The sequence below is a fragment of the Rhabdaerophilum calidifontis genome, assembly GCF_008641065.1.
GTDB lineage: Bacteria > Pseudomonadota > Alphaproteobacteria > Rhizobiales > Beijerinckiaceae > Rhabdaerophilum > Rhabdaerophilum calidifontis.
In genome coordinates, this window is sequence record NZ_VTRS01000004.1 from 226,765 (window position 1) to 246,306 (window position 19,542).

Annotated in this window: 21 protein-coding genes; 6 read left to right on the forward strand and 15 right to left on the reverse strand. The window is 69.9% G+C overall.

Translation table 11 applies throughout. The annotated features are described in order from the left end of the window. Positions 1–20 precede the first annotated feature (20 nt). Together FWJ24_RS09200 and FWJ24_RS09205 are read right to left on the reverse strand one after the other, a co-directional pair. A complete protein-coding gene (locus FWJ24_RS09200; RefSeq protein WP_150287515.1) occupies positions 21–2,141 on the reverse strand; it encodes an ABC transporter ATP-binding protein/permease in 2,121 nt (706 codons plus the stop codon). A gap of 40 nt (positions 2,142–2,181) precedes the next feature. After that, a complete protein-coding gene (locus FWJ24_RS09205) occupies positions 2,182–2,688 on the reverse strand; it encodes an Lrp/AsnC family transcriptional regulator (protein WP_246155633.1) in 507 nt (168 codons plus the stop codon). A gap of 131 nt (positions 2,689–2,819) precedes the next feature. On the opposite strand from FWJ24_RS09205, the gene hppD reads away from it, so the two are divergent. Further along, positions 2,820–3,935 (forward strand): 4-hydroxyphenylpyruvate dioxygenase, encoded by a 1,116-nt coding sequence (hppD, locus tag FWJ24_RS09210; protein ID WP_150287517.1) that lies wholly within the window; start codon positions 2,820–2,822, stop codon positions 3,933–3,935. Between the two features lie 89 nt (positions 3,936–4,024). After that, a complete protein-coding gene (maiA, locus tag FWJ24_RS09215; protein ID WP_342788606.1) occupies positions 4,025–4,672 on the forward strand; it encodes a maleylacetoacetate isomerase in 648 nt (215 codons plus the stop codon). 9 nt (positions 4,673–4,681) lie between these two features. On the opposite strand, the gene FWJ24_RS09220 is transcribed toward maiA, so the two are convergent. From FWJ24_RS09220 to FWJ24_RS09240, 5 genes are all read right to left on the reverse strand, one after another. Further along, positions 4,682–5,623 carry a dihydrodipicolinate synthase family protein gene (locus tag FWJ24_RS09220; RefSeq protein WP_150287518.1) on the reverse strand — a complete coding sequence of 314 codons (942 nt, stop codon included), beginning with the start codon at positions 5,621–5,623 and terminating at the stop codon, positions 4,682–4,684. Beyond that, complete coding sequence (locus FWJ24_RS09225; RefSeq protein ID WP_150287519.1) at positions 5,620–6,348, reverse strand: ribonuclease activity regulator RraA; 729 nt, start codon at positions 6,346–6,348, stop codon at positions 5,620–5,622. Before FWJ24_RS09225 ends, FWJ24_RS09220 begins: the two co-directional genes overlap by 4 nt. A gap of 24 nt (positions 6,349–6,372) precedes the next feature. Further along, positions 6,373–7,158 (reverse strand): SDR family oxidoreductase, encoded by a 786-nt coding sequence (locus FWJ24_RS09230; RefSeq protein ID WP_150287520.1) that lies wholly within the window; start codon positions 7,156–7,158, stop codon positions 6,373–6,375. Between the two features lie 75 nt (positions 7,159–7,233). After that, complete coding sequence (locus tag FWJ24_RS09235; RefSeq protein WP_150287521.1) at positions 7,234–7,947, reverse strand: anti-sigma factor; 714 nt, start codon at positions 7,945–7,947, stop codon at positions 7,234–7,236. After that, positions 7,944–8,498, reverse strand: a complete 555-nt coding sequence (locus tag FWJ24_RS09240) for a sigma-70 family RNA polymerase sigma factor (protein WP_150287522.1) — start codon at positions 8,496–8,498, stop codon at positions 7,944–7,946. The genes FWJ24_RS09235 and FWJ24_RS09240 overlap by 4 nt, the downstream gene beginning before the upstream one ends. Positions 8,499–8,687: 189 nt before the next feature. On the opposite strand from FWJ24_RS09240, the gene FWJ24_RS09245 reads away from it, so the two are divergent. From FWJ24_RS09245 to FWJ24_RS09260, 4 genes are all read left to right on the forward strand, one after another. Then, the gene (locus FWJ24_RS09245) at positions 8,688–9,458 is read left to right on the forward strand and encodes a DUF4394 domain-containing protein (protein ID WP_150287523.1); all 771 of its coding nucleotides are present in this window, start codon (positions 8,688–8,690) and stop codon (positions 9,456–9,458) included. Positions 9,459–9,602: 144 nt separating this feature from the next. Next, on the forward strand, positions 9,603–10,628 hold the full coding sequence (locus FWJ24_RS09250; protein ID WP_150287524.1) for a hypothetical protein: 1,026 nt from the start codon (positions 9,603–9,605) through the stop codon (positions 10,626–10,628). A gap of 2 nt (positions 10,629–10,630) precedes the next feature. After that, complete coding sequence (locus FWJ24_RS09255; RefSeq protein ID WP_166443647.1) at positions 10,631–12,580, forward strand: molybdopterin biosynthesis protein; 1,950 nt, start codon at positions 10,631–10,633, stop codon at positions 12,578–12,580. Between the two features lie 91 nt (positions 12,581–12,671). Beyond that, complete coding sequence (locus tag FWJ24_RS09260) at positions 12,672–13,328, forward strand: glutathione S-transferase family protein (protein WP_150287526.1); 657 nt, start codon at positions 12,672–12,674, stop codon at positions 13,326–13,328. A 3-nt stretch (positions 13,329–13,331) separates the two neighbouring features. Here FWJ24_RS09260 and FWJ24_RS09265 read toward each other — a convergent pair whose 3' ends face one another. From FWJ24_RS09265 to FWJ24_RS09300, 8 genes are all read right to left on the reverse strand, one after another. Further along, positions 13,332–14,231 carry a ribokinase gene (locus tag FWJ24_RS09265; protein WP_150287527.1) on the reverse strand — a complete coding sequence of 300 codons (900 nt, stop codon included), beginning with the start codon at positions 14,229–14,231 and terminating at the stop codon, positions 13,332–13,334. A 12-nt stretch (positions 14,232–14,243) separates the two neighbouring features. After that, complete coding sequence (infA, locus tag FWJ24_RS09270) at positions 14,244–14,528, reverse strand: translation initiation factor IF-1 (RefSeq protein WP_150287528.1); 285 nt, start codon at positions 14,526–14,528, stop codon at positions 14,244–14,246. Between the two features lie 131 nt (positions 14,529–14,659). Further along, the gene (locus FWJ24_RS09275) at positions 14,660–14,869 is read right to left on the reverse strand and encodes a cold-shock protein (RefSeq protein WP_150287529.1); all 210 of its coding nucleotides are present in this window, start codon (positions 14,867–14,869) and stop codon (positions 14,660–14,662) included. Between the two features lie 213 nt (positions 14,870–15,082). After that, the gene (gene chrA / locus FWJ24_RS09280) at positions 15,083–16,393 is read right to left on the reverse strand and encodes a chromate efflux transporter (protein ID WP_246155634.1); all 1,311 of its coding nucleotides are present in this window, start codon (positions 16,391–16,393) and stop codon (positions 15,083–15,085) included. A gap of 65 nt (positions 16,394–16,458) precedes the next feature. Continuing rightward, the gene (locus tag FWJ24_RS09285) at positions 16,459–16,839 is read right to left on the reverse strand and encodes a methylglyoxal synthase (RefSeq protein WP_150287530.1); all 381 of its coding nucleotides are present in this window, start codon (positions 16,837–16,839) and stop codon (positions 16,459–16,461) included. A 12-nt stretch (positions 16,840–16,851) separates the two neighbouring features. Continuing rightward, a complete protein-coding gene (gene otnC, locus FWJ24_RS09290) occupies positions 16,852–17,508 on the reverse strand; it encodes a 3-oxo-tetronate 4-phosphate decarboxylase (protein WP_150287531.1) in 657 nt (218 codons plus the stop codon). Positions 17,509–17,521: 13 nt separating this feature from the next. Next, positions 17,522–18,790 (reverse strand): 3-oxo-tetronate kinase, encoded by a 1,269-nt coding sequence (gene otnK, locus FWJ24_RS09295; RefSeq protein WP_150287532.1) that lies wholly within the window; start codon positions 18,788–18,790, stop codon positions 17,522–17,524. A 3-nt stretch (positions 18,791–18,793) separates the two neighbouring features. Then, positions 18,794–19,542, reverse strand: a 749-nt coding sequence (locus FWJ24_RS09300) for an amidohydrolase (protein WP_150287533.1), incomplete at its 5' end; no start/stop codon positions are given.

Below are 19,542 nucleotides of genomic sequence, written 5' to 3' on the forward strand. Positions count from 1 at the left end.
GCAAGCCCGGCCGGGATGGATCAACCCGCTGGCGCGGCCGCGTGCCTCAACGGATATTCGGCAACCAGATAGGTTTCGTCAGCCCCGAGCCGCATCTCGATCCGGCGGTCATGGTTGTCGTTGAGGCTCGAGCGATGGCCGATCGAGACGATGGTCGTGGCGGGCAGGGCCTCGGCGAGGGCGGCATAGATCGCTTCCTCCAGCGGTTCGTCGAGCGCGGCGGTCGCCTCGTCGAGGAACAGCCAATCCGGCCGTTCGAGCAGGGCGCGCGCGATGGCGAGCCGCTGCTGCTCGCCGCCCGAGAGGATCTGCGACCAGTTCGCCTCCTCCTCGAGCCGGTCCTTGAGCTGCGGCAGCCGGGCGGCGTCGAGCGCGGCGCAGATCGCCGCATCCGGGTGGCGGCCCTCGATCGCGGGATAGGAGATCGCGCCGCGCAGGGTGCCGATCGGGATATAGGGCCGTTGCGGCAGCAGCATCACCGTCTGCCCGGCAGGCATCTCGATCGTGCCCGCGCCGAACGGCCAGATTCCGGCGATGGCGCGGAACAGCGTCGATTTGCCGGAGCCCGACGGGCCGACGAGCAGCGTCCGCTCGCCCCGTCGCAGCACGAGATCGCGGATGCGGGCGATCGTCCGGCCCTCCGGCAGCCCCAGCGCTAGATCGGCAACGCGGAGATCCGGGCCGGCGGCCGGCAGCCGCGCGATCCGCGAGGTTTCGCGGCGCTCGATCGCCGCGTGGATCGAGGCATCGAAGCCGGCAAGGCGGTCGACCACGGCCTTGAAATCCGCGAGCATCGCGTAGCGGTCTATGAAGAAGGCGAGCGCGGCATCGACGCGGCCGAATGCGCCCGCCGTCTGGTTGAGCACGCCGAGCGAGATCTGGCCGACGAAATAGAACGGCGCGGCCACGACATAGGGAATGACGCTGTTCGACGAGCCGTAGAATTGCGTGAAGGCCGACAGCCATTTCTGCACGCCGACAATGCGGAAGAAATTGCTGATGACGAACCGGAAACGTTCGCCGAGCCGGTTCTTCTCGGAGTCCTCTCCGGCAAGAAGCGCGATCGGCTCGGCATATTCGCGCAGGCGCGCCAGCGAGAAGCGGAAATTCGCCTCGTATTGCTCCTGCTGGAAATTGAGGTGAATGAGCCGGCGCCCGATCAGATGCGCGACGATCGTGCCGAGCCCGGCATAGAGAAGCGCGATCCAGAACAGCAGGCCGGGCAGCTTCGTGTCGGTTCCGGGAATGGTGAGGTTCGACGACAGCCCCCACAGAATGACCGAGAACGAGATCAGCGTCGAAAGCTGCTGGATCATGCTGATCGTGAGGGCATAGGTCGTGTCGATATACTTGCGGACATCCTCCTGGATGCGCTGGTCGGGGTTGTCGACGCTGCCGCCGTTGAATTGCAGCCGGTAATGCGTGCCGCCATCGAGCCAGCGCCCGATGAGGCGCAGCGTGGTCCATTCCCGCCAGCGGATCTTGAACACCGAAAGAAGCACATACTCGATCATGTTCGAGACGATCAGCACGAAAACCCACGGCACCCAGACCTGGAACAGCAGCCGCCAGAACTCCGCGGCGTTCTTGTTCTGGATGGAATCGAGCCAGTCGCGGCTCCAGAAGCTCAGCCGGACCGAGATCCCCACCTGCCCGAGATTGATCAGGATGATGATCCCGAGCAGCGCGAAGGCCACCCATTTCTCGGGCGCGTTCCACATGCCGAGAAGCGGCACGCGGATCGGCCGTCGCTCATCGGTCTCGAAATAGGGATCGGAGATCGAGAAGATCGTCCGCATGACCGGAATGCGCTGGAGGGAAAGCGCCAGGATGCCGAAACAGGCTGCGGTGAAGGCGGTCAGCGGCGGCGGCGTGACCGACTGGATCATCCCCGGCAGAACCGGCTGGGCGAGGAACAGCGCGACCAGCCCGACATAGCCGATGCCGTAGAACAGCACGAAGAACCGCAAAAAAGCCCCGATCGGGGGCGCGACGAGCATGCCCGCCGCCAGAACCAGCCCGGAGGCCGCCACATAGGCCGGCACGCCGGTTTGCGCGCCGGAGAGCCCGAGCCCGAGCGCAAGCAGCGACACCGCGCCGACGACAAAGGCGAGAAGGCGCGGGAAGGGCTGGGATCGCATGAAGCAGGGTTCCTTGGATATGGCGGGCGAGGCCCCCTATCTAACCCGAATTGCGGCGAAAACCAGCGTCACGCCCGGCCCCGCCCCGCGCCGCACCGAGCGGCAGGACGGGGCTTGCCTTCAACCGTTGCAGCGCCACAGCGGAGCGGACATGCGCGACGCTCTCGTGCGGGAGGAAAACCTCGTTCAGAAGCGCCGCCAGCGCCGGCAGATCCGCCACCACGAGCTTGACGAGGTAATCCGCCTCACCGGTGACGGCGAAGGCCTCCTGCACCGCGTCGATCCCCGCCACCAGCGCCTGAAAGCGGCGGGCATTGTCGGGCGAATGCGTGGCGAGCGTCACCTGAACCAGCGCCGTGACGGTGAGCCCTACCGCCTCCGGCTCGATCACGGCGTGATAGGCGCGGATGATCCCCGCAGCCTCGAGCGCCGCCCGCCGGCGCGAGCATTGCGAGGCGGAGAGCCCGACCCGTTCGGCGAGTTCGTTGTTGGTCAGCCGCGCATCGCGCTGAAGCGCGTCGAGGATGCGGAGATCGAACGGGTCCATGCTCGGATCATGCATTGATGATCGTTATTCTGCAAGAAATGAATAATCCATCGCCGTTCAGACCCGCGGAATGCGCGCCTCATGCGCGCTACATGCGCTAGTCTTCCAGCACCAGCCAGAGGGAGGAATGGATGGGCCCCTTTCCGCATGACGCGCCGCCGGCGACGATTTCCGACGCCAACCCCGCCGGCACCGACGGGTTCGAATTCGTCGAATTCGCCCATCCGCAGCCCGAGAAGCTCGCGATCCTGTTCCAGATGATGGGCTATCGCCCGGTCGCCCGGCACCGGAAGAAATCGATCACGCTCTATCGCCAGGGCGACATCAACTACATCCTCAACGCCGATCCGGAGAGTTTCGCGGCGGGCTTCGTTGCCGAACACGGCCCCTGCGCGCCCGCGATGGGTTGGCGGGTCGTCAGCGCGACGCATGCCTATGCGCATGCGATCCGGCTCGGCGCCGAGCCCTATGAAGGGCCGGGCAAGGTGCTCGACGTGCCCGCGATCAAGGGAATCGGCGGATCCCTGCTCTATTTCGTCGACCAATACGGCGCCAAGGGCTCGGCCTATGCCGGCGAGGACTGGGTCTGGCTCGGCGCGGAAGACCCGAAACCGGATGGGTTCGGCTTCTATTATCTCGATCACCTGACTCACAATGTCTTCCGGGGCAACATGGACAAATGGTCGGATTTCTACATCCGGCTGTTCAATTTCCGGCAGATCCGCTTCTTCGACATCGAGGGCAAGCTCACCGGCCTGTTCTCGCGCGCGCTGACCTCGCCCTGCGGCCGCATCCGCATCCCCATCAACGAGAGCGCGGACGATCACAGCCAGATCGAGGAATATCTCAGGAAGTACAAGGGCGAGGGCATCCAGCACATTGCGGTCGCGACCGAGGACATCTACCGCTCGACCGATCTGCTCGCCGAAAACGGCATCCGCTTCATGCCCGGCCCGCCGGATACATATTACGAGAAGAGCCGGGAGCGCGTGCATGGCCACCAGGAGCCGATCGACCGGATGCGCAGGCACGGCATCCTGATCGACGGCGAGGGGGTGGTCGGCGGCGGCGAGACGCGCATCCTGCTCCAGATCTTCTCGAAGACCGTGATCGGGCCGATCTTCTTCGAATTCATCCAGCGCAAGGGCGATGACGGGTTCGGCGAGGGCAATTTCCGCGCGCTCTTCGAATCGATCGAGGAAGACCAGATCCGCCGGGGCGTGCTGAAGCCGCAGGCGGCGGAATAGCCGAGGCGCCCAGGCCGCTTGCGCGTCCGCGTGACGGCGGCGCAAGATCGCGGACGATCCGGCGCAGCGCCGGGCTGCCGGGAGGTTTGATGCCGCTGACGCTCTACACCTATTTCCGCTCCTCGGCCGCCTATCGCGTGCGCATCGCGCTGCATCTGAAGGGGGTCGAAGCGGAGCAGCGCTTCGTCCATCTCGTGCGGGGCGGCGGTGAGCAGAACAGCGCGGACTATGCGCGCATCAATCCCAACCGCACCGTTCCCGCGCTCGATCTCGGGGATGGTTCGGCGGCGATCATGCAATCGCTCGCCATCATCGAATATCTCGACGAAACCATGCCGGCGCCGCCGCTCCTGCCGGGCGATGCCGCGATGCGCGCCCGGATCCGCGCCGCGGCCCAGATCATCGCCTGCGACATCCATCCGGTGAACAATGCCCGCGTCGGCGCCTATCTCCGCGAGCGCTTCGGCCGCAGCCAGGACGACGTCATCGCCTGGATGCAGCACTGGATGCGGGGCGGGCTCGAGGCCTTTCAGGCCGTGCTGCCGCCCGGCAGCCCCTATTGTTTCGGCGAGGCGGTCACGCTCGCCGACCTGCTGCTCGTGCCGCAGATGTACAATGCCCGGCGCTGGGGCATGCCCGCCGAGGGCCTCGAACGGCTCGCCGCGATCGAGGAAGCCTGTCTGAAGCTCGACGCCTTCGCGCGCGCCCGGCCGGAGAACCAGCCGGATGCGGAATGAGGGTGGCGTTCAGAGCGCCGCCCGCCCGTCACGCCGCGCCAGCCGCGCGAGCAGGTAATCGATTTCGGCTCTCGCCGCCGCCGAGAGCGCGGCGCCGGGCTTGCGCTGCGCATCCGAGGCGAGGAGCCCGCGCCGCATGAGCACGTATTTCCGCACCGCGAGACCCAGGACCGGCTGCTGCTCGTAGCGCAGCAGCGGCAGATGCGCGTCGAACAGATCATGCGCCGCATCGCGCGCGCCGCCCTTCGCGAGCCGCACGACATCGATCAGCATTTCCGGGAAGGCATAGCCGGTATTGGAGCCGTCCGCACCGCGCTCCATCTCGAAATCGAGGAACAGCCCGCCATTGGCCGCGAGGATCGCGAGCGGACGCAGCGCCCCTTCGCGCTGCCATTGCCGGAGGAGCGAGATCTTTTCGAGGCCCGGCCAATCCTCGGCCTTGAGCATCACGCAGGCGGGATTGTCCTCAACGATCCGGCGGATCACCACGGGCGCCATCTGGACCTGGGTGACGAGCGGGTAATCCTGGATGACGAAGGGCACGTCGCCGCCGATCGCCTCGGCCGCCTGCGCGTAATAGCCGACGATTTGATCATCGGTGCGCAGCGTGCCGGGCGGGGCGATCATCACCGCCGCCGCGCCGGCCGCCATCGCCTCGCGGGCGAGCGTGCGCATCGCCGCGAAGCCAGGCGCGGAGACGCCGACGATCACCGGCCGGCCCGCCATGTGGCGCACGGCCGCCTCGAGCAGCGCCAGCGATTCCCGCGGCTCCAGCTTCGGTGCCTCGCCCATGATGCCGAGCACGGTCAGCCCGTCCGCGCCGATCTCGCGGTAGAAGGCGAACAGCCGCTCGGCGCTGGCCCAGTCGATCGCGCCGTCGGGATGGAACGGTGTCGGGGCGATTGGCAGCACGCCGGCAAGGCGCGCGCGCAAAGCGTCGGGGTCGCTCATGATTTCGACGCCTCGTAGCGTGCCCTGGTCTCGGCGTTCATGGGATAGAGGCCGGGCAGGGCCGCGCCGGACCCGATCTCGGCCATGATCCAGGCTTCCATCCGCTCCTGTTCGACCGCCAGCACCGCCACCGCCTCGGCCATGTCCTGGGGGATCAGCACCGCGCCGTCGTCATCGGCGACGATCACGTCGTTGGGGAAGACCGCGACGCCGCCGCAGCCGATCGGCCGCTGCCAATCGACGAAGGTCAGCGCCGCGACCGAGGGCGGCGCAGCCGCGCCCGCGCACCAGACCGGCAGCCCGGTGCCGAGAACGCCGGCAAGGTCGCGCATCACGCCGTCGGTCACCAGCGCGCCAACCTTCCGCTTCGCCATCCGCGCGGTGAGGATATCGCCGAAGATCCCGGCGTCGCGGACACCCATCGAATCAACGACCGCGATCACATCCTCCGGCATCGCCTCGATGGCGCCGCGCGTCGAGACCGGCGAGGACCAGCTTTCCGGCGTCGCAAGATCCTCCCGCGCCGGCACGAAGCGCAGGGTGAAGGCACGACCGACGACCCGCTTCTGGCCGGGGCGGATCGGCATCGCCCCGCGCAGCCACACATTGCGCAGCCCCTTCTTGAGCAGGATCGTCGTCAGCGTGGCGGTGGTGACGCCTTCGAGCGCGACACGCAGCGCATGCGGCAGCGGCTCGACGGCAGGGGGCTTGAAATCCTGGGGCATGGCCTTTCCTCGGCGGTTCCGGGTTCAGACATTCGGGAGCGCGCCACCATCGACACGGATGGTCGAGCCGGTGATGTAGGAGGCGCGCGTCGAGGCGAGAAAGGCCGCGGCGGCGGCGAATTCGGCCGGATCGCCATAGCGCCCCGCGGGAATCGCGGCGGCCGAGGCAGCTGCGACCTCCTCCGGCGTCCGGCCCTCGCGTCGCGCCTGATTGGCGTCGATCGCCCGGACGCGATCGGTCAGGATGCGGCCCGGTGCCAGGATATTGGCGGTGATGCCGTCGCGGGCGAGTTCGCGCGACAGGGTCTTGGACCAGCCGACCAAAGCCGCGCGCAGGGTGTTCGAAATCCCGAGATTGGGGATCGGCGCGATGACGCCCGAAGACGTGCAGGTGATGATCCGCCCCCAGCCCGCCGCCTTCATGCCCGGCAGAACGCGATCCGTGATCGCCAGAACCGACAGGACCATGGCTTCGAAATGCCGGCGCCAGACCTCCTGGCTCTGCCCGGCCGCCGGCGAGGGCGGCGGACCGCCGGTATTGTTGACAAGGATCTCGATCGGGCCGAAAGCGGCCTCGATCTCGGCAATCGCCGGCTCGATCCGTCCGAGATCGGCGAGGTCCCAGACGAGCGGCAGCACCACGCCGCCGCGACTCCGGATCGCGCCGGCAATGGCTTCGAGCTTTTCAGGGTTGGTGCCGCTGATCGCCACGCGGGCGCCCTCGGCGGCGAGTTCCGCCGCGATCGCGGCGCCAAGCCCACCGCTCGCCGCCGTGACGAGCGCGACCCTGCCCTTCAATCCCAGATCCATGCGATTCCCCGATTCAAGCCGAGCAAAGGTTACATCGCGCAGGGCAGGGCAAAAGGAAAGCCGCGCCGTCGAGGCTCAGAGGCTGGTGGCGGCGAGCCCCTTCATCAGCACCGGACCGGTCGGCCGGCCGGTCGGCGATCCGCCGGGCGGCTCGATCGTGATCTCGAAGAGATGCCCGACCTCGGCCGGCGACAGCCCCTTGAGGTTGAGCCGCAGGGTCCGCGCCCGGTCCATCCGCCCCACCGAGACCGGGCCACGCTCGCGCGATTGCAGCGTCCAGACCTCGAGGATCCGCCCCTCCGGCACGGTGACGCGGTCGATCGGGACGAGCTGGACCGTGCCGTCGGCATAGGCATTGACGATCGCCGCCGCGCGGCCATCCGGTGCCGAGAGAACCGCGACGAGGCTCGGCGGCTCCGGTCCCTTCAGCGCGGCCTGAGTGAAAAGGACCGCAAGAACGAGCGAGGCAAAGGCGCCCGCGAGCCCGAAGGGACGCCAGAAGCCGATCGCCTCCCAGAGCCGTGCCGCCATTCCAGGCTGCTGCGGCGCCGGCTTCGGGCGCGGCGCGGACCCGGTCGCCGCCGCCAGACGCTCCCAGAGCGCCGGGGAGGGCGTGACGGGCGCGATGGTCGCGTCGAGCGCAGAGAAATGGCGCTGCCAGGCGCCGACGGCCTCGCGAAAGGCGGGGTCGCGGGTCAGCCGGACCTCGGCCGCACGGCGCTCGGCGCCATCGAGCAGGCCGAGGACGAATTCGCCGGCAAGGGCGGTCATTTCGGCGGCATCGCTCATCCCAGGCACTCCTTCAGCGCGATCAGCGAGCGGCGGATGCGGCTCTTGATCGTTCCCAGCGGCACGCCGAGGCGGGCCGCGATCTCGCCATGGCTCAGGCCCTGCGTATAGGCGAGGATAACCGCGTGGCGCGGCGTCGGATCCAGCCGTTCGAGGCAATGTTTGAGCGCGTCGGCATCCGAGAGGCGGCTGGAAATCTCCTCCGGGTTCTCGTCTTCGCTCGCGGCATCGAAGGATTCGATCTCGGCGGTCAGCTCGGTGCGGGCCTCGCCGCGCAGGATGTTGAGCGCACGGTTGCGGACGATGGTGTGGAGCCAGGCGCGGGGCGAACCGAGCCGCGCTTCGTAGCGTGCGGCATGGTTCCAGACCGAGATCAGCGCGTCGTGCACCGCTTCCTCCGCCAGAGCCCGGCGGCGCAGGATGCGCATGGCGATGCCGAGCAGGCGCGCGGCCTCGATCTCGTAGAGCCGGCGGAACGCCTCCTGCCGGCCGGCGGCGATCTCGCCGAGAAGCCCTGCCAGATCGGGCAGCGGGGATGCACGCTGATCCATCATCTCCACCCGGAAATGGGCCTGAACCGATCCGATACCCGTGTTCCGGGCCACCGGATGCCGGCAGCATACAAAACCTTTCGTGATCCTTTGTGAAGCATCCGCCGGCGCGGGCCGGCGGTTTCCTCGGCAGTGGGCCTTTTGGGGGCGCCACGACACGGAACCGCGGAACCAGCCAAGGAGGCAGACATGACCCGCATTCTCCTTTCCACCCTCGCCGCCACGGCGCTGATGACCGGCGCGGCCTCGGCCCAGATGGCCACCGCCCTGATCGGCCCGAACACGCTGACGACCTTCGACGCCAAGACCGGCAAGCTTGTGAAAAGCGTGACGGTCTCGGGCCTCGCGGCCATCGCCGGCATCGATGTCCGGCCGGCGGACGGGCTGCTCTATGCGATCGGCAATGACGGCACGGTCGCAACCGTCGATCCGATGACCGGCAAGGCGAGCCCGAAGGGGAAGCTCGAGCGTATGCCGCCGGCCGGCGTGAGCGTGACCGTCGATTTCAACCCGGTCGCGGACCGGCTGCGGGTGATCGGCGCCGACGGCACCAACCTGCGCGCCAATGTCGATGACGGCAAGGTCGCGGTCGATGGCGGGCTGAGCTTCAAGTCCGACGATCCGATGGCCGGCAAGACGCCGAAGGTCGTCGCCGGCGCCTATTCCAATTCGGTCAGGGGCACGAAAGAGACCGCGCTCTACGATATCGACGCCTCGGGCACCTATCTCAAGCAGGCGCCTCCCAATGACGGAATCCTCAACACGCTGGGTTCGATCGGCGCCAGGGCCGAGCGCATCGCCTTCGACATCTATTCCGACGGCCAGGCCAATTGGGGCTTCGTCGTCACCGGAAAGGTGCTGTCGCGGCTCGATATCGCCAATGGCAAGCTCACCAAGGTCGCGGAGCTTCAGGGGCTCAACGGCCAGCCGGTGCGCGATATCGCCGTCTGGGCGAAGTAACGCCTCGCCCGGAGGCGGCGCGCGGGGCGTCCTGCCCGCGCCCCGCGCGCGTCGCCGGCCATCGCTCCCCCGCGATGGCCGGCGATTTTCGTTGTCGACGCCTGGGGTCTTGTCTCCGGTCCGCGCAGCGGCAATCCTCGCGGCATGGCCGACCCGCATCCGCCCGCCCTTCTCTCCCTCGCCGCGACGCTCGATCCGGTTCTGGCGCAGCTCGCACCGGTTGCGCCCGTCGAGGTTGCGCCGGCGGCGGCGATCGGCGCCGTAGCCGCGACGACCATCCTCGCGCCGGGGCCCGTCCCCGCATGCGCACGGGCCCTGAAGGACGGATTCGCGGTCGATGCGGCCGCGACCGCCGGCGCCTCCGCCTATGAGCCGCTGCCGCTCGCTCCGCCGGCACGGCTGGTCGGGGCGGGTGAAGCGCTGCCGCCGGGCTGCGACGCGGTGCTGCCCGCCGATGCGGTGCAGATGGAAGGCGGGCTGGCGCAAGCGCTGGCCGCCGCCTTTCCCGGCGAGAATGTCCGCCTTGCCGGCGATGATCTCGCGGCGGGGGCGACAATCGCCACGGCCGGCACGCGGATCGGGCCCCGCGCGGCGCTGGCCGCGGCCCAGGCGGGGATTTCCCGGCTCCTCATCCGTCGGCCGCGCTTCAGGATCGCGGCGGAGGATGGCGCCGATCCCGGCCTTGCGGCGCTGATCGGTGCGCTGGCGGGCGCGTTCGGGCATCGCCCGGTCGCCGCGGGCGCGGAGCCCGACATCCTGATCCGCTGCGATGCCGGCGCTCCGCCCCGTCTCGCGGTCAATGGCGGCATCCCGGCCGGGCTGATGCTGACCCCCGAGGGCCGGCCGGTCCTGACGCTGGCGCCGCGCTTCGATGCCGCGCTGGCGGGGTTCCTCGTGCTCGGCCTGCCGATCCTGGCGGCGCGGGCGGGCCTCACACCGCCCCTGGAGGCCCTGCCACTCGCCACCAAGGTCAGCTCGGCAATCGGGATGAGCGACACGATTCTGCTCCGGCGCGTGGGGGCGGCCTGGCGGCCGCTGGCGACCGGCGCGATCCCGTTGCAGGCGTTGATGGAGGCGGAGGCCGTTGCAATCGCACCGGCGATGCTCGAAGGCTATGCCGCAGGAGAGGTGCTCGCGGCCTTGCGGCTCGGTGCGCTGCTGGGAGAATGACCATGGCGGAACCGCCCAAGCCCGCATCCGGACAAGGCGCCTTCACCGAGCAGGAGCAGTTTCTGGCGATCGCCACGCGCGAGGAGGCGATTGCCCGGTTCGACGCCGCCTTCGACGCGCGTCCGCTCGGCGTGGAGACGGTGGCGCTGGATGTGGCGCCGGGCCGGATCCTGGCGGCGGATCTCGCGGCGCCGATCGACACGCCGCCCTTCGACCGCTCGGTCGTGGACGGGTTCGCGCTGCGCGCCGCCGATGCCGCCGGCGCCTCGGAAGGCAGGCCGCTGGTGCTGGCGCTCAACCCGGAAAGGCTCGCCTGCGGCACAGCGCCGCGCCTTGCCGTCACACCCGGCACAGCCACGCCCATCGCCACCGGCGCGCCGATCCCGCGCGGGGCGGATTGCGTGGTGATGATCGAGCATAGCGAACCGGCCGGCGCGGCGGGCATCGCCATCCGGCGCGCCCCGGCGCCGGGCCAGAACATCGCCTTCGCCGGCTCGGACATTGCACGCGGTCAGATGCTGCTCCATGCCGGAACGCGGATCGGCGCCCGCGAGATCGGGATGATCGCCGCGATCGGGCTCGCCGCGATCCCGGTCTTCCGCCGGCCGCGCGTGGCGGTGATCTCGACCGGCGACGAACTCGTCGCGCCGGGCGCGCCGCTGCGGCCGGCCGCGATCCATGATTCGAACGGGCCGGTCATCGCCGCGGCTCTCGCCGAGAACGGTTGCGTCGCCGTCCGCCACGGTGCGATCCCCGACGATCCCGCGCAGCTCGAGGCCGCGATCCGCGCCGCGCATGCCGATTGCGACGCGGTGATCCTCTCCGGCGGCAGTTCGAAGGGCGCCGGCGATCTCACCTATCGCCTCGTCGCGGGACTCGGCGCGCCGGGCATCATCGTGCACGGGGTGGCGCTGAAGCCGGGCAAGCCGCTCTGCCTCGCACTCGCAGACGGCAAGCCGGTGATCGTGCTGCCGGGTTTTCCCACCTCGGCGATGTTCACCTTCCACGACATCGTCGCGCCGGTGCTCCGCCGGATGGCGGGGTTGCCGCCGCGCGCCGAGACCCGCGTCAGCGCCCGCGTGCCGGTGCGGCTCGTCTCGGAACTCGGACGGGACGAATTCGTGATGGTCGCCCTGACCCGTGATCCGGACGGGCTCGTCGCGCATCCGGTCGGCAAGGGCTCGGGCGCGGTGACGGCCTTGGCGCAGGCGGACGGCTTCCTGCGCATCCCCGCGCTCGCGGATTCGCTGCCCGCCGGCAGCGCGGCCGAGATCACGCTGTTCAACCGCGATGCCTCGCCGCCGGACCTCACGATCATCGGCAGCCATTGCGCCGGGCTCGACGCGGTGGCGGCGGAACTCGCGCGCGCGGGGCTTGGCGCGCGGATCCTTGCCATCGGCAGCCTTGGCGGGCTCGCGGCGCTGCGGCGCGGCGAATGCGACATCGCGCCGATCCACCTCCTCGACCCCGCGACCGGGCGCTACAATCACCATCTCATCGATACTTCCCTGCGGCTCATTCCCGGCTGGCGGCGCATGCAGGGGCTCGTCTTCCGGCCGGATGACCCGCGCTTTTCGGGCAAGAGCGTCGAGGCGGCACTTGCGGCCGCGCTGGCCGATCCCGAATGCCTGATGGTCAACCGCAACCCCGGCGCGGGGACGCGGGTGCTGATCGACAGCCTCATCGGCGCGGCCCGCCCGCCGGGCCATTCCAACCAGCCGCGCGCGCATCACGCGGTGGCAGCAGCGATCGCGCAGGGGCGGGCCGATTGGGGCGTGGCGATCGAACCGGTGGCGCGGGCGCTGGGGCTCGGCTTCCTGCCGATCGCGGAGGAACATTACGATTTCGCGGTCGCGGCGGCGCCACGCGCCCCGGCCATGATCGATGCCTTCGAGACGGCGCTCGCGGGCGCCGCGCCGGCACTGGCGGCGCTCGGCTTCCGGCGCGGCTGAGCGGGCTTCGGCGCGGACGAAGCCGGGGCTTGCGCGCCGGCCGGTTTCCGCTTCTGCTGGCGCTCCCTTCACGCTCAAGGCAGGCGGTTTCATGCTCACGATCTACGGCGTCTCGCGCTCGCGCGCCTCGCGCAATATCTGGCTCGCGAACGAACTCGGCATCCCGTTCCGGCAGGTGCCGGTGATCCAGTTCTACCGCCTCAAAGGCGCGCCGCCGCCCGGCACGCTGCATACGAAATCACCGGAATTCCTCGCCGTGAACCCGAACGGGCACATCCCCTCCATCGAGGATGACGGGCTCGTCCTGCACGAATCGCTGGCGATCAACCTCTATCTCGCCAGGAAGCATGGCGGCCCGCTCGCGCCGCAGGATCTCCGGGAAGACGGGCTCGCGACGATGTGGTCCTTCTGGGCCGCGACCGAGGTCGAGCCGCATTCGATCCAGATCCTCTACCACATGGCCGCAAAACCGCCCGAGGAGCGCGACCCCGCCATCGCCGCCGCCGCGATCGAGGCGCTGCGGGCGCCCTTCGCCGTGCTCGACCGCGCCCTGGCGGCCGGCGGCGGCCGTGTGATGGGCGGGCGCTTCACGGTGGTCGATATCAACCTCGCCGAGGTGTTGCGCTATGCGCGGCCCGCGGCGGAACTCTGGCAGGCGGCGCCGCATGTCGAGGCCTGGCTGAAGCGGTGCCAGGCCCGCCCGGCCTTCATCGCGATGATGGAGCGCCGCAACGCCGAGCCGGAATGAGGCTCAGGCATATTCGGCGCGGCGGGGAATCGACGAGGCCGCGCCAGGCCGCGTGACGCTGATCGCGGCGGCGCGGTTGGCCCGCGCCAGGGCCGGTTCGAGCGCGAGCCCCTCGGCGAGGCCCGCCGCCAGCACGCCGACGAAGCAATCCCCCGCGCCGGTCGTATCGACGGCGCGCGCCGCGACGCCCGGCGCCGCCAGGAGCCGGCCCGCGTCGTCGAGGGCGAGCGCGCCGGCCCGGCCGCGCGTGACGACAACAACCTGCGCGGAATGGGTGCGCAGCCGCTCCATGCCGCTCCGGATCTCGACCGGCTCGGCCCCGGCTGCGACGCCCGCCGCCTCGGCGAGTTCGGTCTCGTTCAGCACCAGGATATCGGTGAGCGCGAGCAGGGCCGGTGCGAGCGGGCGGATCGGCGCCGGGTTGAGCAGGGTCCGCGCGCCCGCGGCGCGAGCCTGGGCGAAACCGGCCGCAACGAAGGCTTCCGGCACCTCGAATTGCGCAACGGCCACATCGCCGGGGACGAAGCCGATGGCTCCGGCATCCACCGCTTCCGGCGCCGCATTGGCGCCGGCAACGACCACGATCGCGTTCTCGCCGGCCGGATCGACCGTGATCGTCGCGAGGCCGGTCGGCCGCCCGGAAACGGCGCGGAGATGCCGGAGATCGATTCCCTCTCCCGTCAGGAAGGCGCGCATCGCGGCGCCGAACCCGTCATCACCGGTCGCGCCGACGAGCAGCACGGGCACGCCCGCGCGGGCGGCGGCCACGGCCTGGTTGGCGCCCTTGCCGCCCGGATGCTCGGCGAGCCCCAGGGCGGCAACGGTCTCGCCGGGGCGGGGATGGCGGGGAACGGCCAGAACGAGATCGCGGTTGACGCTGCCGAGAACGACGACGCGGCCCATGGTCGCGCGGGATCAGCGGCGCTTGGGCGGCTGGCCCTTCATCGGCGGGCGGCCGCCCGGCGTGAAGCCGGAACTGGCATCCTTGTGGCGGAAGACGAGGCGGCCCTTCTCGAGGTCATAAGGCGACATCTCGACGGTAACGCGATCGCCCGCAAGCGTCTTGATGCGGTTCTTCTTCATCTTGCCGGCGGTGTAGGCGATGATCTCGTGACCATTGTCGAGCTGCACGCGGAAGCGCGCATCGGGGAGCAATTCTAGCACCAGCCCCTCGAACTGGATCACTTCTTCTTTCGCCATTCGCCAATCCTTCGTGCGATGCGGCGCGGATCACGCCGGAACAGGAAGAAGCCGCTCCGAGGCCGGAACGGCTCCATAAACGCTTGATGCCATGCGGCGCAAGGGCCGCGGCGGGCGGAGATTGTCCGCGATCAGATCGCCTGGAGATTCACGGCCGCCATCTTGCCGGTACGGCGGTCGGCCTGAAGCTCGTAGGAAACCTTCTGGCCGTCGCGCAGGCCCTGGAGGCCCGAACGCTGCACGGCGCTGATATGGACGAAAACGTCCTTGCCGCCGTCATCCGGCTGGATGAAGCCATAGCCTTTTTGCTCATTGAACCACTTGACGGTTCCGGTGCTCATGGGTCGGTCCTTCGGGATATCGTTCAAGACTGCTCGGGCCCATGGGCCCGATCGGTTATCGTAAGAGGGCCGGAAGATTCCAAACCCCGATGGTCGATTGGAGAATCAGTCTGAACGTGCGCCCGGTAGTCCCAAAGCAGCCCAGTCGTCCGGCCAAGTCGATGCGGCATTCATAGCCGCAAACCGCGATTTCCACAACTCCCGGCGCGCGGATCAGGCCGAAAGTCCGAGAACGCCGCCGATTCCGGCCAGCAGCGCGAGCATGCGCAGCATCGGCCATTTCAGGCCGAAGGTCAGCAGCAATGCCAGCGCCGCGAGCGCCAGCGCCCATGGGTCGAGCGCGCCCGCCGGCATCAGCGTCGAGAACGGCCAGGACTCGACCCGGACCGGGGCGGCGAAGAACAGCACGACCCCGAACCGCGCCGCCACGGCGGCGATGATGCCGACAACCGCAGCGCTGATCCCCTTGAGCGCCGCGGTGAGCACGGGGCTGCGCGTGACCCGGCCGAGCAGCGGCGCGCCGGCGAAGATCCAGAGAAACGAGGGGGCGAAGGTCGTCCAGAGCGCCATCAGCCCCGCGAGCCATGCGAGCACCGCGCCCCCGGCCTTGCTGCCGGCCAGGAACGCGATGAAGAGGTTAACGCGGATCGTCGGCCCCGGCGTCGTCTCGGCCAGGCCGAGCGCGTCGATCATCTGCCGCGCATCGGCCCAGCCGCGCCGCACTCCCTCCTCGGTAAGGTAGGCGAGCAGCGCATAGGCGCCGCCGAAGGTGATCACCGCCAGTTTCGAGAAGAACAGGCCCGTCTCGACCAGGAGATGCTCGTCGCCGAGGATCAGCGCCGCCAGGATGACCGGCAGCCACCAGGCGAGGAGCGACAGGGCCGCCGCCGGCAGCACGCCGCCGGGCCGCACCGCACCCGCATCCCCCGTCGGGGCCACGGGATCGCGCCCGGCAAGCAGGATGCCCGCCAGCGCCGCGAGCATCACCACCACCGGGAACGGCAGAACCGTGAAGCTCATCCCCAGGAACGCCGCCAAGGCGAGGAGCCGGAAGGCCGGACCGGCGAGCCCACGCCCCGCGAGCCTCCGCACCGCCTGCAGGATGATCGCCACCACCGCCGCCTTGATGCCGAGCAGCAGCCCGGCGATCACCGGGATATGCGCGCCGAACACATAGGCCTGCGCAAGCAGCAGGATCAGCAGCGCGCCCGGCGCGATGAAGAGCAGCCCCGAAACCAGGCCGCCCCCGACGCCGTGGAGACGCCATCCGATATAGGTCGCGAGTTGCTGCGCCTCCGGCCCCGGCAGCAGGGTGCAGAAATTCAGGCCGTCGAGAAAATCGCGCTCGGCGACCCAGCGCTTCTCGTCGACATAGATGCGATGCATCATCGCGATCTGGCCCGCCGCGCCGCCGAAGGCCAGGCAGCCGATCCGGAACGAGATCGCGAGCAGCTCTGCCCGCGAGGGCGGCGGCGCGAGCGGCGCTTCCTCGCGCACCGCCGCGCCCATGGCCTTGACGATCATGCCCCCTGTCGTCCTCCTGCTGGCCTGTGTTTCCGCCCGGGCCAGCGCGCCGCCGGTCACCGGAATCAGCCCGCCAGCAGCCCCGCCGCCACGAACAGATCCGCCGTCGAGCGGCTGAGCGCGATCGGGACGTCATAGACCACCGCCAGACGCAGGAGCGCCTTGATGTCGACGTCATGCGGCATCGGCGAGAGCGGATCGATGAAGAAGATCACGCCGTCGATCCGCCGCTCGACGATCAGCGCGCCGATCTGCTGGTCGCCGCCAAGCGGCCCCGATGCAAGCCGCGTGATGCGCAAGGTCGGGCAGCGCTCGCCGACCACCTTGCCGGTGGTGCCGGTGCAGAACAGCACGTGTGGCGCGAGGCCGGCCTCGTTTTCGGCCGCCCAATCGGCCAGCGCATCCTTCATCCGGTCATGCGCGACGAGCGCCAGCGTCTTGGCCATCGGTTCCAACCTTCACCAGTCGAGATCGAACGCCGTCCGGAGTTCGTCGATTTCCGCGTCAGTGAGATGACGCAGCCGCCGCTCTCCCAGGAGCAGATAGATCCGCGCGGTCTCCTCGAGTTCCTCCGCCGCCGCCACGGCCGCCGCGAGGCTCTCCCCGGCATTCACCGGGCCATGGTTCCGCAGCAGAACCGAGCGATACCGGCCGCCCAGCGCCCGGATCGCCGCGCCGATCGCCTCCGAGCCCGGCCGGAAATAGGGCAGAACCGGCAGATGCCCGACACGCATCACGAAATAGGGCGAGAAGAGCGGGATCGGGTCGATCGCCGGCAGATCGTCGAGATAGGACAAGGCCGCGGCATGGGTCGAATGCAGATGCACCACCGCCTCGGTGCCGGGGCGCGTCTCGTAGAAGGCGCGATGCATCGCCACTTCCTTGGTCGGCCGATCGCCGGAGACATGGCGGAATTCGGCGTCGAGCCGGGCGAGCCGCGCCGGATCGAGCCCGCCGAGGCCGGCATTGGTGGGGGTCACGAGATAACCGTCATCCAGCCGCACGGAGAGGTTGCCCGCGGTGCCGATCGCGAGGCCGCGGGCATGGAGGGCGCGCCCCGCCTCGACCAGCGCCTGCCGCAGCGCGGCTTCGTCACGCAGCGCCGCGCCGCTCATGCCCGGGCCCCGTTCATGCGCCAGCCCCGGCAACCGGCATCGCCGCCATCACCGCCAGCGCCTTGGCGAAAAAATCCGGCGCGCCGAAATTGCCGCTCTTCAGCGCCAGCGCCAGCGCGGGCGCCTCGCTCACCACCACCGGCACGCCGGGGTCGATCTCCGGCCCGATCGCCAGCGCCCGCACCCCCAGCGCGGCGACGATCGCCGAGGAGGTCTCGCCCCCGGCGGTGATGATCCGGCGATACCCGCGCGCCAAGGCCTGCCGCGCCAGGGCCGCGAAGAAATCCTCGATCGCGCGCGCCACCCGCTCGCCGCCATGAGCGGCCTGCAAAGCCGCCACTTCCGCCGGGTCGGCCGTGGAATAGATGAGCGGCAATGCCGCCCCGCCCGCCGCGCCGCCGAGCCAGGCCAGCGCATCCGCCGGGCCCTGCCGGCCGGCGAGGATCGCCGCGACATCGAGCCGGAAGGCCGGCGCCGCCTCGGCATGCCGCGCGACCTGGAGGGCGGTCGCGCGCGAACAGGAGCCGGACAGCGCGAGCGCCGGGCCTGTCGGCGCTGCGGGCGGTGGCGGCATCGCGCGCCCGGCGGGCAGGAGATTGTCCGGCAGGCCGAGCGCGATGCCAGACCCGCCCGTCACCAGCGCCATGCCCTTCGCGGCATGCCCGAGCGCGAGGAGATCCTCATCGGAGGTCGCGTCGCAGACGATGAGCCGCTCGTTGCGGCGGATGGCCTCGTCGAGCGCCGTGCGCACGGCCGCCGCACCCCGGCGCACGATCTCGAGCGGCACCAGCCCGATGCGGTTGCGGGATTGGTGCGAAAGCCAGCGTGCGATATTGGCGTCGGTCATCGGCGTCAGCGGGTGCTTTTCCATGCCGCTCTCGTTGAGCAGCCGGTCGCCGACGAAGAGATGGCCGCGATAGAGCGTGCGGCCATTGGCCGGGAAGGCGGGGCAGACGATGGCGGCCGGCGCGTCCAGAGCCTCGAGAAGCGCGTCGGCGACCGGCCCGATATTGCCCGCCTTCGTCGAATCGAAGGTCGAGCAATATTTGAACAGGATCTGCGCCGCCCCGGCCTGCCGCAGCACGGCAAGCGCCGCGAGCGATTGCGCCACCGCCTCCTCCGGCGGGTTCGAGCGCGATTTCAGCGCGACGATCCCCGCCTCGCAGGCATCGGCACGCTCCGGCGGGCCGACGAACAGGGTGGTGCGCATGCCGCGCAGCGCCAGCGTATTGGCGAGATCGCTCGCACCGGTGAAATCATCCGCGATCGCGCCGAGCAGCATGGCTCACTCCGCCGCGCTCGCGGTGGCGCGGTGCGCGAGCGCGGTCCAGTACTGCATGCCGACGGGGAGGATTTCGTCGTTGAAATCATAGGCGGGGTGGTGGAGCCCGGCACTGTCGCCATTGCCGATGAAGATGAAGGCGCCGGGCCGCTCCAGCAGCATGTAGGAGAAATCCTCCCCGCCCATCACCGGCGGCGCCTCGGCATTGACATTCTGCGCACCGGCGATCCCCGCGGCGATCGCGGCGGCCAGGTGCGTCTCGCGCGCGTGGTTGAGCACCGCCGGATAGCCGCGCTCGTAATCGAGCCGGATCTCGGCGCCGAACATCCGCGCCGCGCCGTCGACGATCGCCCGGAAGCGGCTCTCGGCAAGATCGCGGATCGCGGGGTCGAGCGAGCGCACCGTGCCGTTGAGGGTCGCGCGCGGCGGGATGATGTTGAACGCCGTGCCGGCATGGAACTGCGTGACCGAGACGACCACGGATTTGATCGGATCGACATTGCGCGCGGCGATCGTCTGGAGCGCCGCGACGAGATGGGCGCCGACGACGATCGGATCGTTGCCCTGGTCGGGCTTGGCGGCATGCGCGCCCTTGCCCTCGATCTCGATGGTGAACTGGTCGGCCGCCGCCATGATGGGGCCGGGGCGGAGCGCGAAATGCCCCGGCGGGAGGCCGGGCATGTTGTGCATGCCGTAGATCTCGGCGATGTTCCAGCGCGTCATCAGCCCGGCCTCGACCATCGCCCGGCCGC

Excerpts from the sequence above, each read along its gene's own strand:
- FWJ24_RS09260 (WP_150287526.1), top strand. The coding sequence starts at position 12,672 with ATGCTCACGATCTACGGCGTCTCGCGCTCGCGCGCCTCGCGCAATATC.
- hppD (WP_150287517.1), top strand. The coding sequence starts at position 2,820 with ATGGGCCCCTTTCCGCATGACGCGCCGCCGGCGACGATTTCCGACGCC.
- FWJ24_RS09205 (WP_246155633.1), bottom strand. The coding sequence starts at position 2,688 with ATGGACCCGTTCGATCTCCGCATCCTCGACGCGCTTCAGCGCGATGCG.
- infA (WP_150287528.1), bottom strand. The coding sequence starts at position 14,528 with ATGGCGAAAGAAGAAGTGATCCAGTTCGAGGGGCTGGTGCTAGAATTG.
- FWJ24_RS09250 (WP_150287524.1), top strand. The coding sequence starts at position 9,603 with ATGGCCGACCCGCATCCGCCCGCCCTTCTCTCCCTCGCCGCGACGCTC.
- FWJ24_RS09230 (WP_150287520.1), bottom strand. The coding sequence starts at position 7,158 with ATGGATCTGGGATTGAAGGGCAGGGTCGCGCTCGTCACGGCGGCGAGC.
- FWJ24_RS09220 (WP_150287518.1), bottom strand. The coding sequence starts at position 5,623 with ATGAGCGACCCCGACGCTTTGCGCGCGCGCCTTGCCGGCGTGCTGCCA.
- FWJ24_RS09265 (WP_150287527.1), bottom strand. The coding sequence starts at position 14,231 with ATGGGCCGCGTCGTCGTTCTCGGCAGCGTCAACCGCGATCTCGTTCTG.
- chrA (WP_246155634.1), bottom strand. The coding sequence starts at position 16,393 with ATGATCGTCAAGGCCATGGGCGCGGCGGTGCGCGAGGAAGCGCCGCTC.
- FWJ24_RS09235 (WP_150287521.1), bottom strand. The coding sequence starts at position 7,947 with ATGAGCGATGCCGCCGAAATGACCGCCCTTGCCGGCGAATTCGTCCTC.
- FWJ24_RS09245 (WP_150287523.1), top strand. The coding sequence starts at position 8,688 with ATGACCCGCATTCTCCTTTCCACCCTCGCCGCCACGGCGCTGATGACC.
- FWJ24_RS09225 (WP_150287519.1), bottom strand. The coding sequence starts at position 6,348 with ATGCCCCAGGATTTCAAGCCCCCTGCCGTCGAGCCGCTGCCGCATGCG.
- maiA (WP_342788606.1), top strand. The coding sequence starts at position 4,025 with ATGCCGCTGACGCTCTACACCTATTTCCGCTCCTCGGCCGCCTATCGC.
- FWJ24_RS09255 (WP_166443647.1), top strand. The coding sequence starts at position 10,631 with ATGGCGGAACCGCCCAAGCCCGCATCCGGACAAGGCGCCTTCACCGAG.
- FWJ24_RS09275 (WP_150287529.1), bottom strand. The coding sequence starts at position 14,869 with ATGAGCACCGGAACCGTCAAGTGGTTCAATGAGCAAAAAGGCTATGGC.
- otnC (WP_150287531.1), bottom strand. The coding sequence starts at position 17,508 with ATGAGCGGCGCGGCGCTGCGTGACGAAGCCGCGCTGCGGCAGGCGCTG.
- FWJ24_RS09285 (WP_150287530.1), bottom strand. The coding sequence starts at position 16,839 with ATGGCCAAGACGCTGGCGCTCGTCGCGCATGACCGGATGAAGGATGCG.
- FWJ24_RS09240 (WP_150287522.1), bottom strand. The coding sequence starts at position 8,498 with ATGGATCAGCGTGCATCCCCGCTGCCCGATCTGGCAGGGCTTCTCGGC.
- otnK (WP_150287532.1), bottom strand. The coding sequence starts at position 18,790 with ATGCTGCTCGGCGCGATCGCGGATGATTTCACCGGTGCGAGCGATCTC.
- FWJ24_RS09200 (WP_150287515.1), bottom strand. The coding sequence starts at position 2,141 with ATGCGATCCCAGCCCTTCCCGCGCCTTCTCGCCTTTGTCGTCGGCGCG.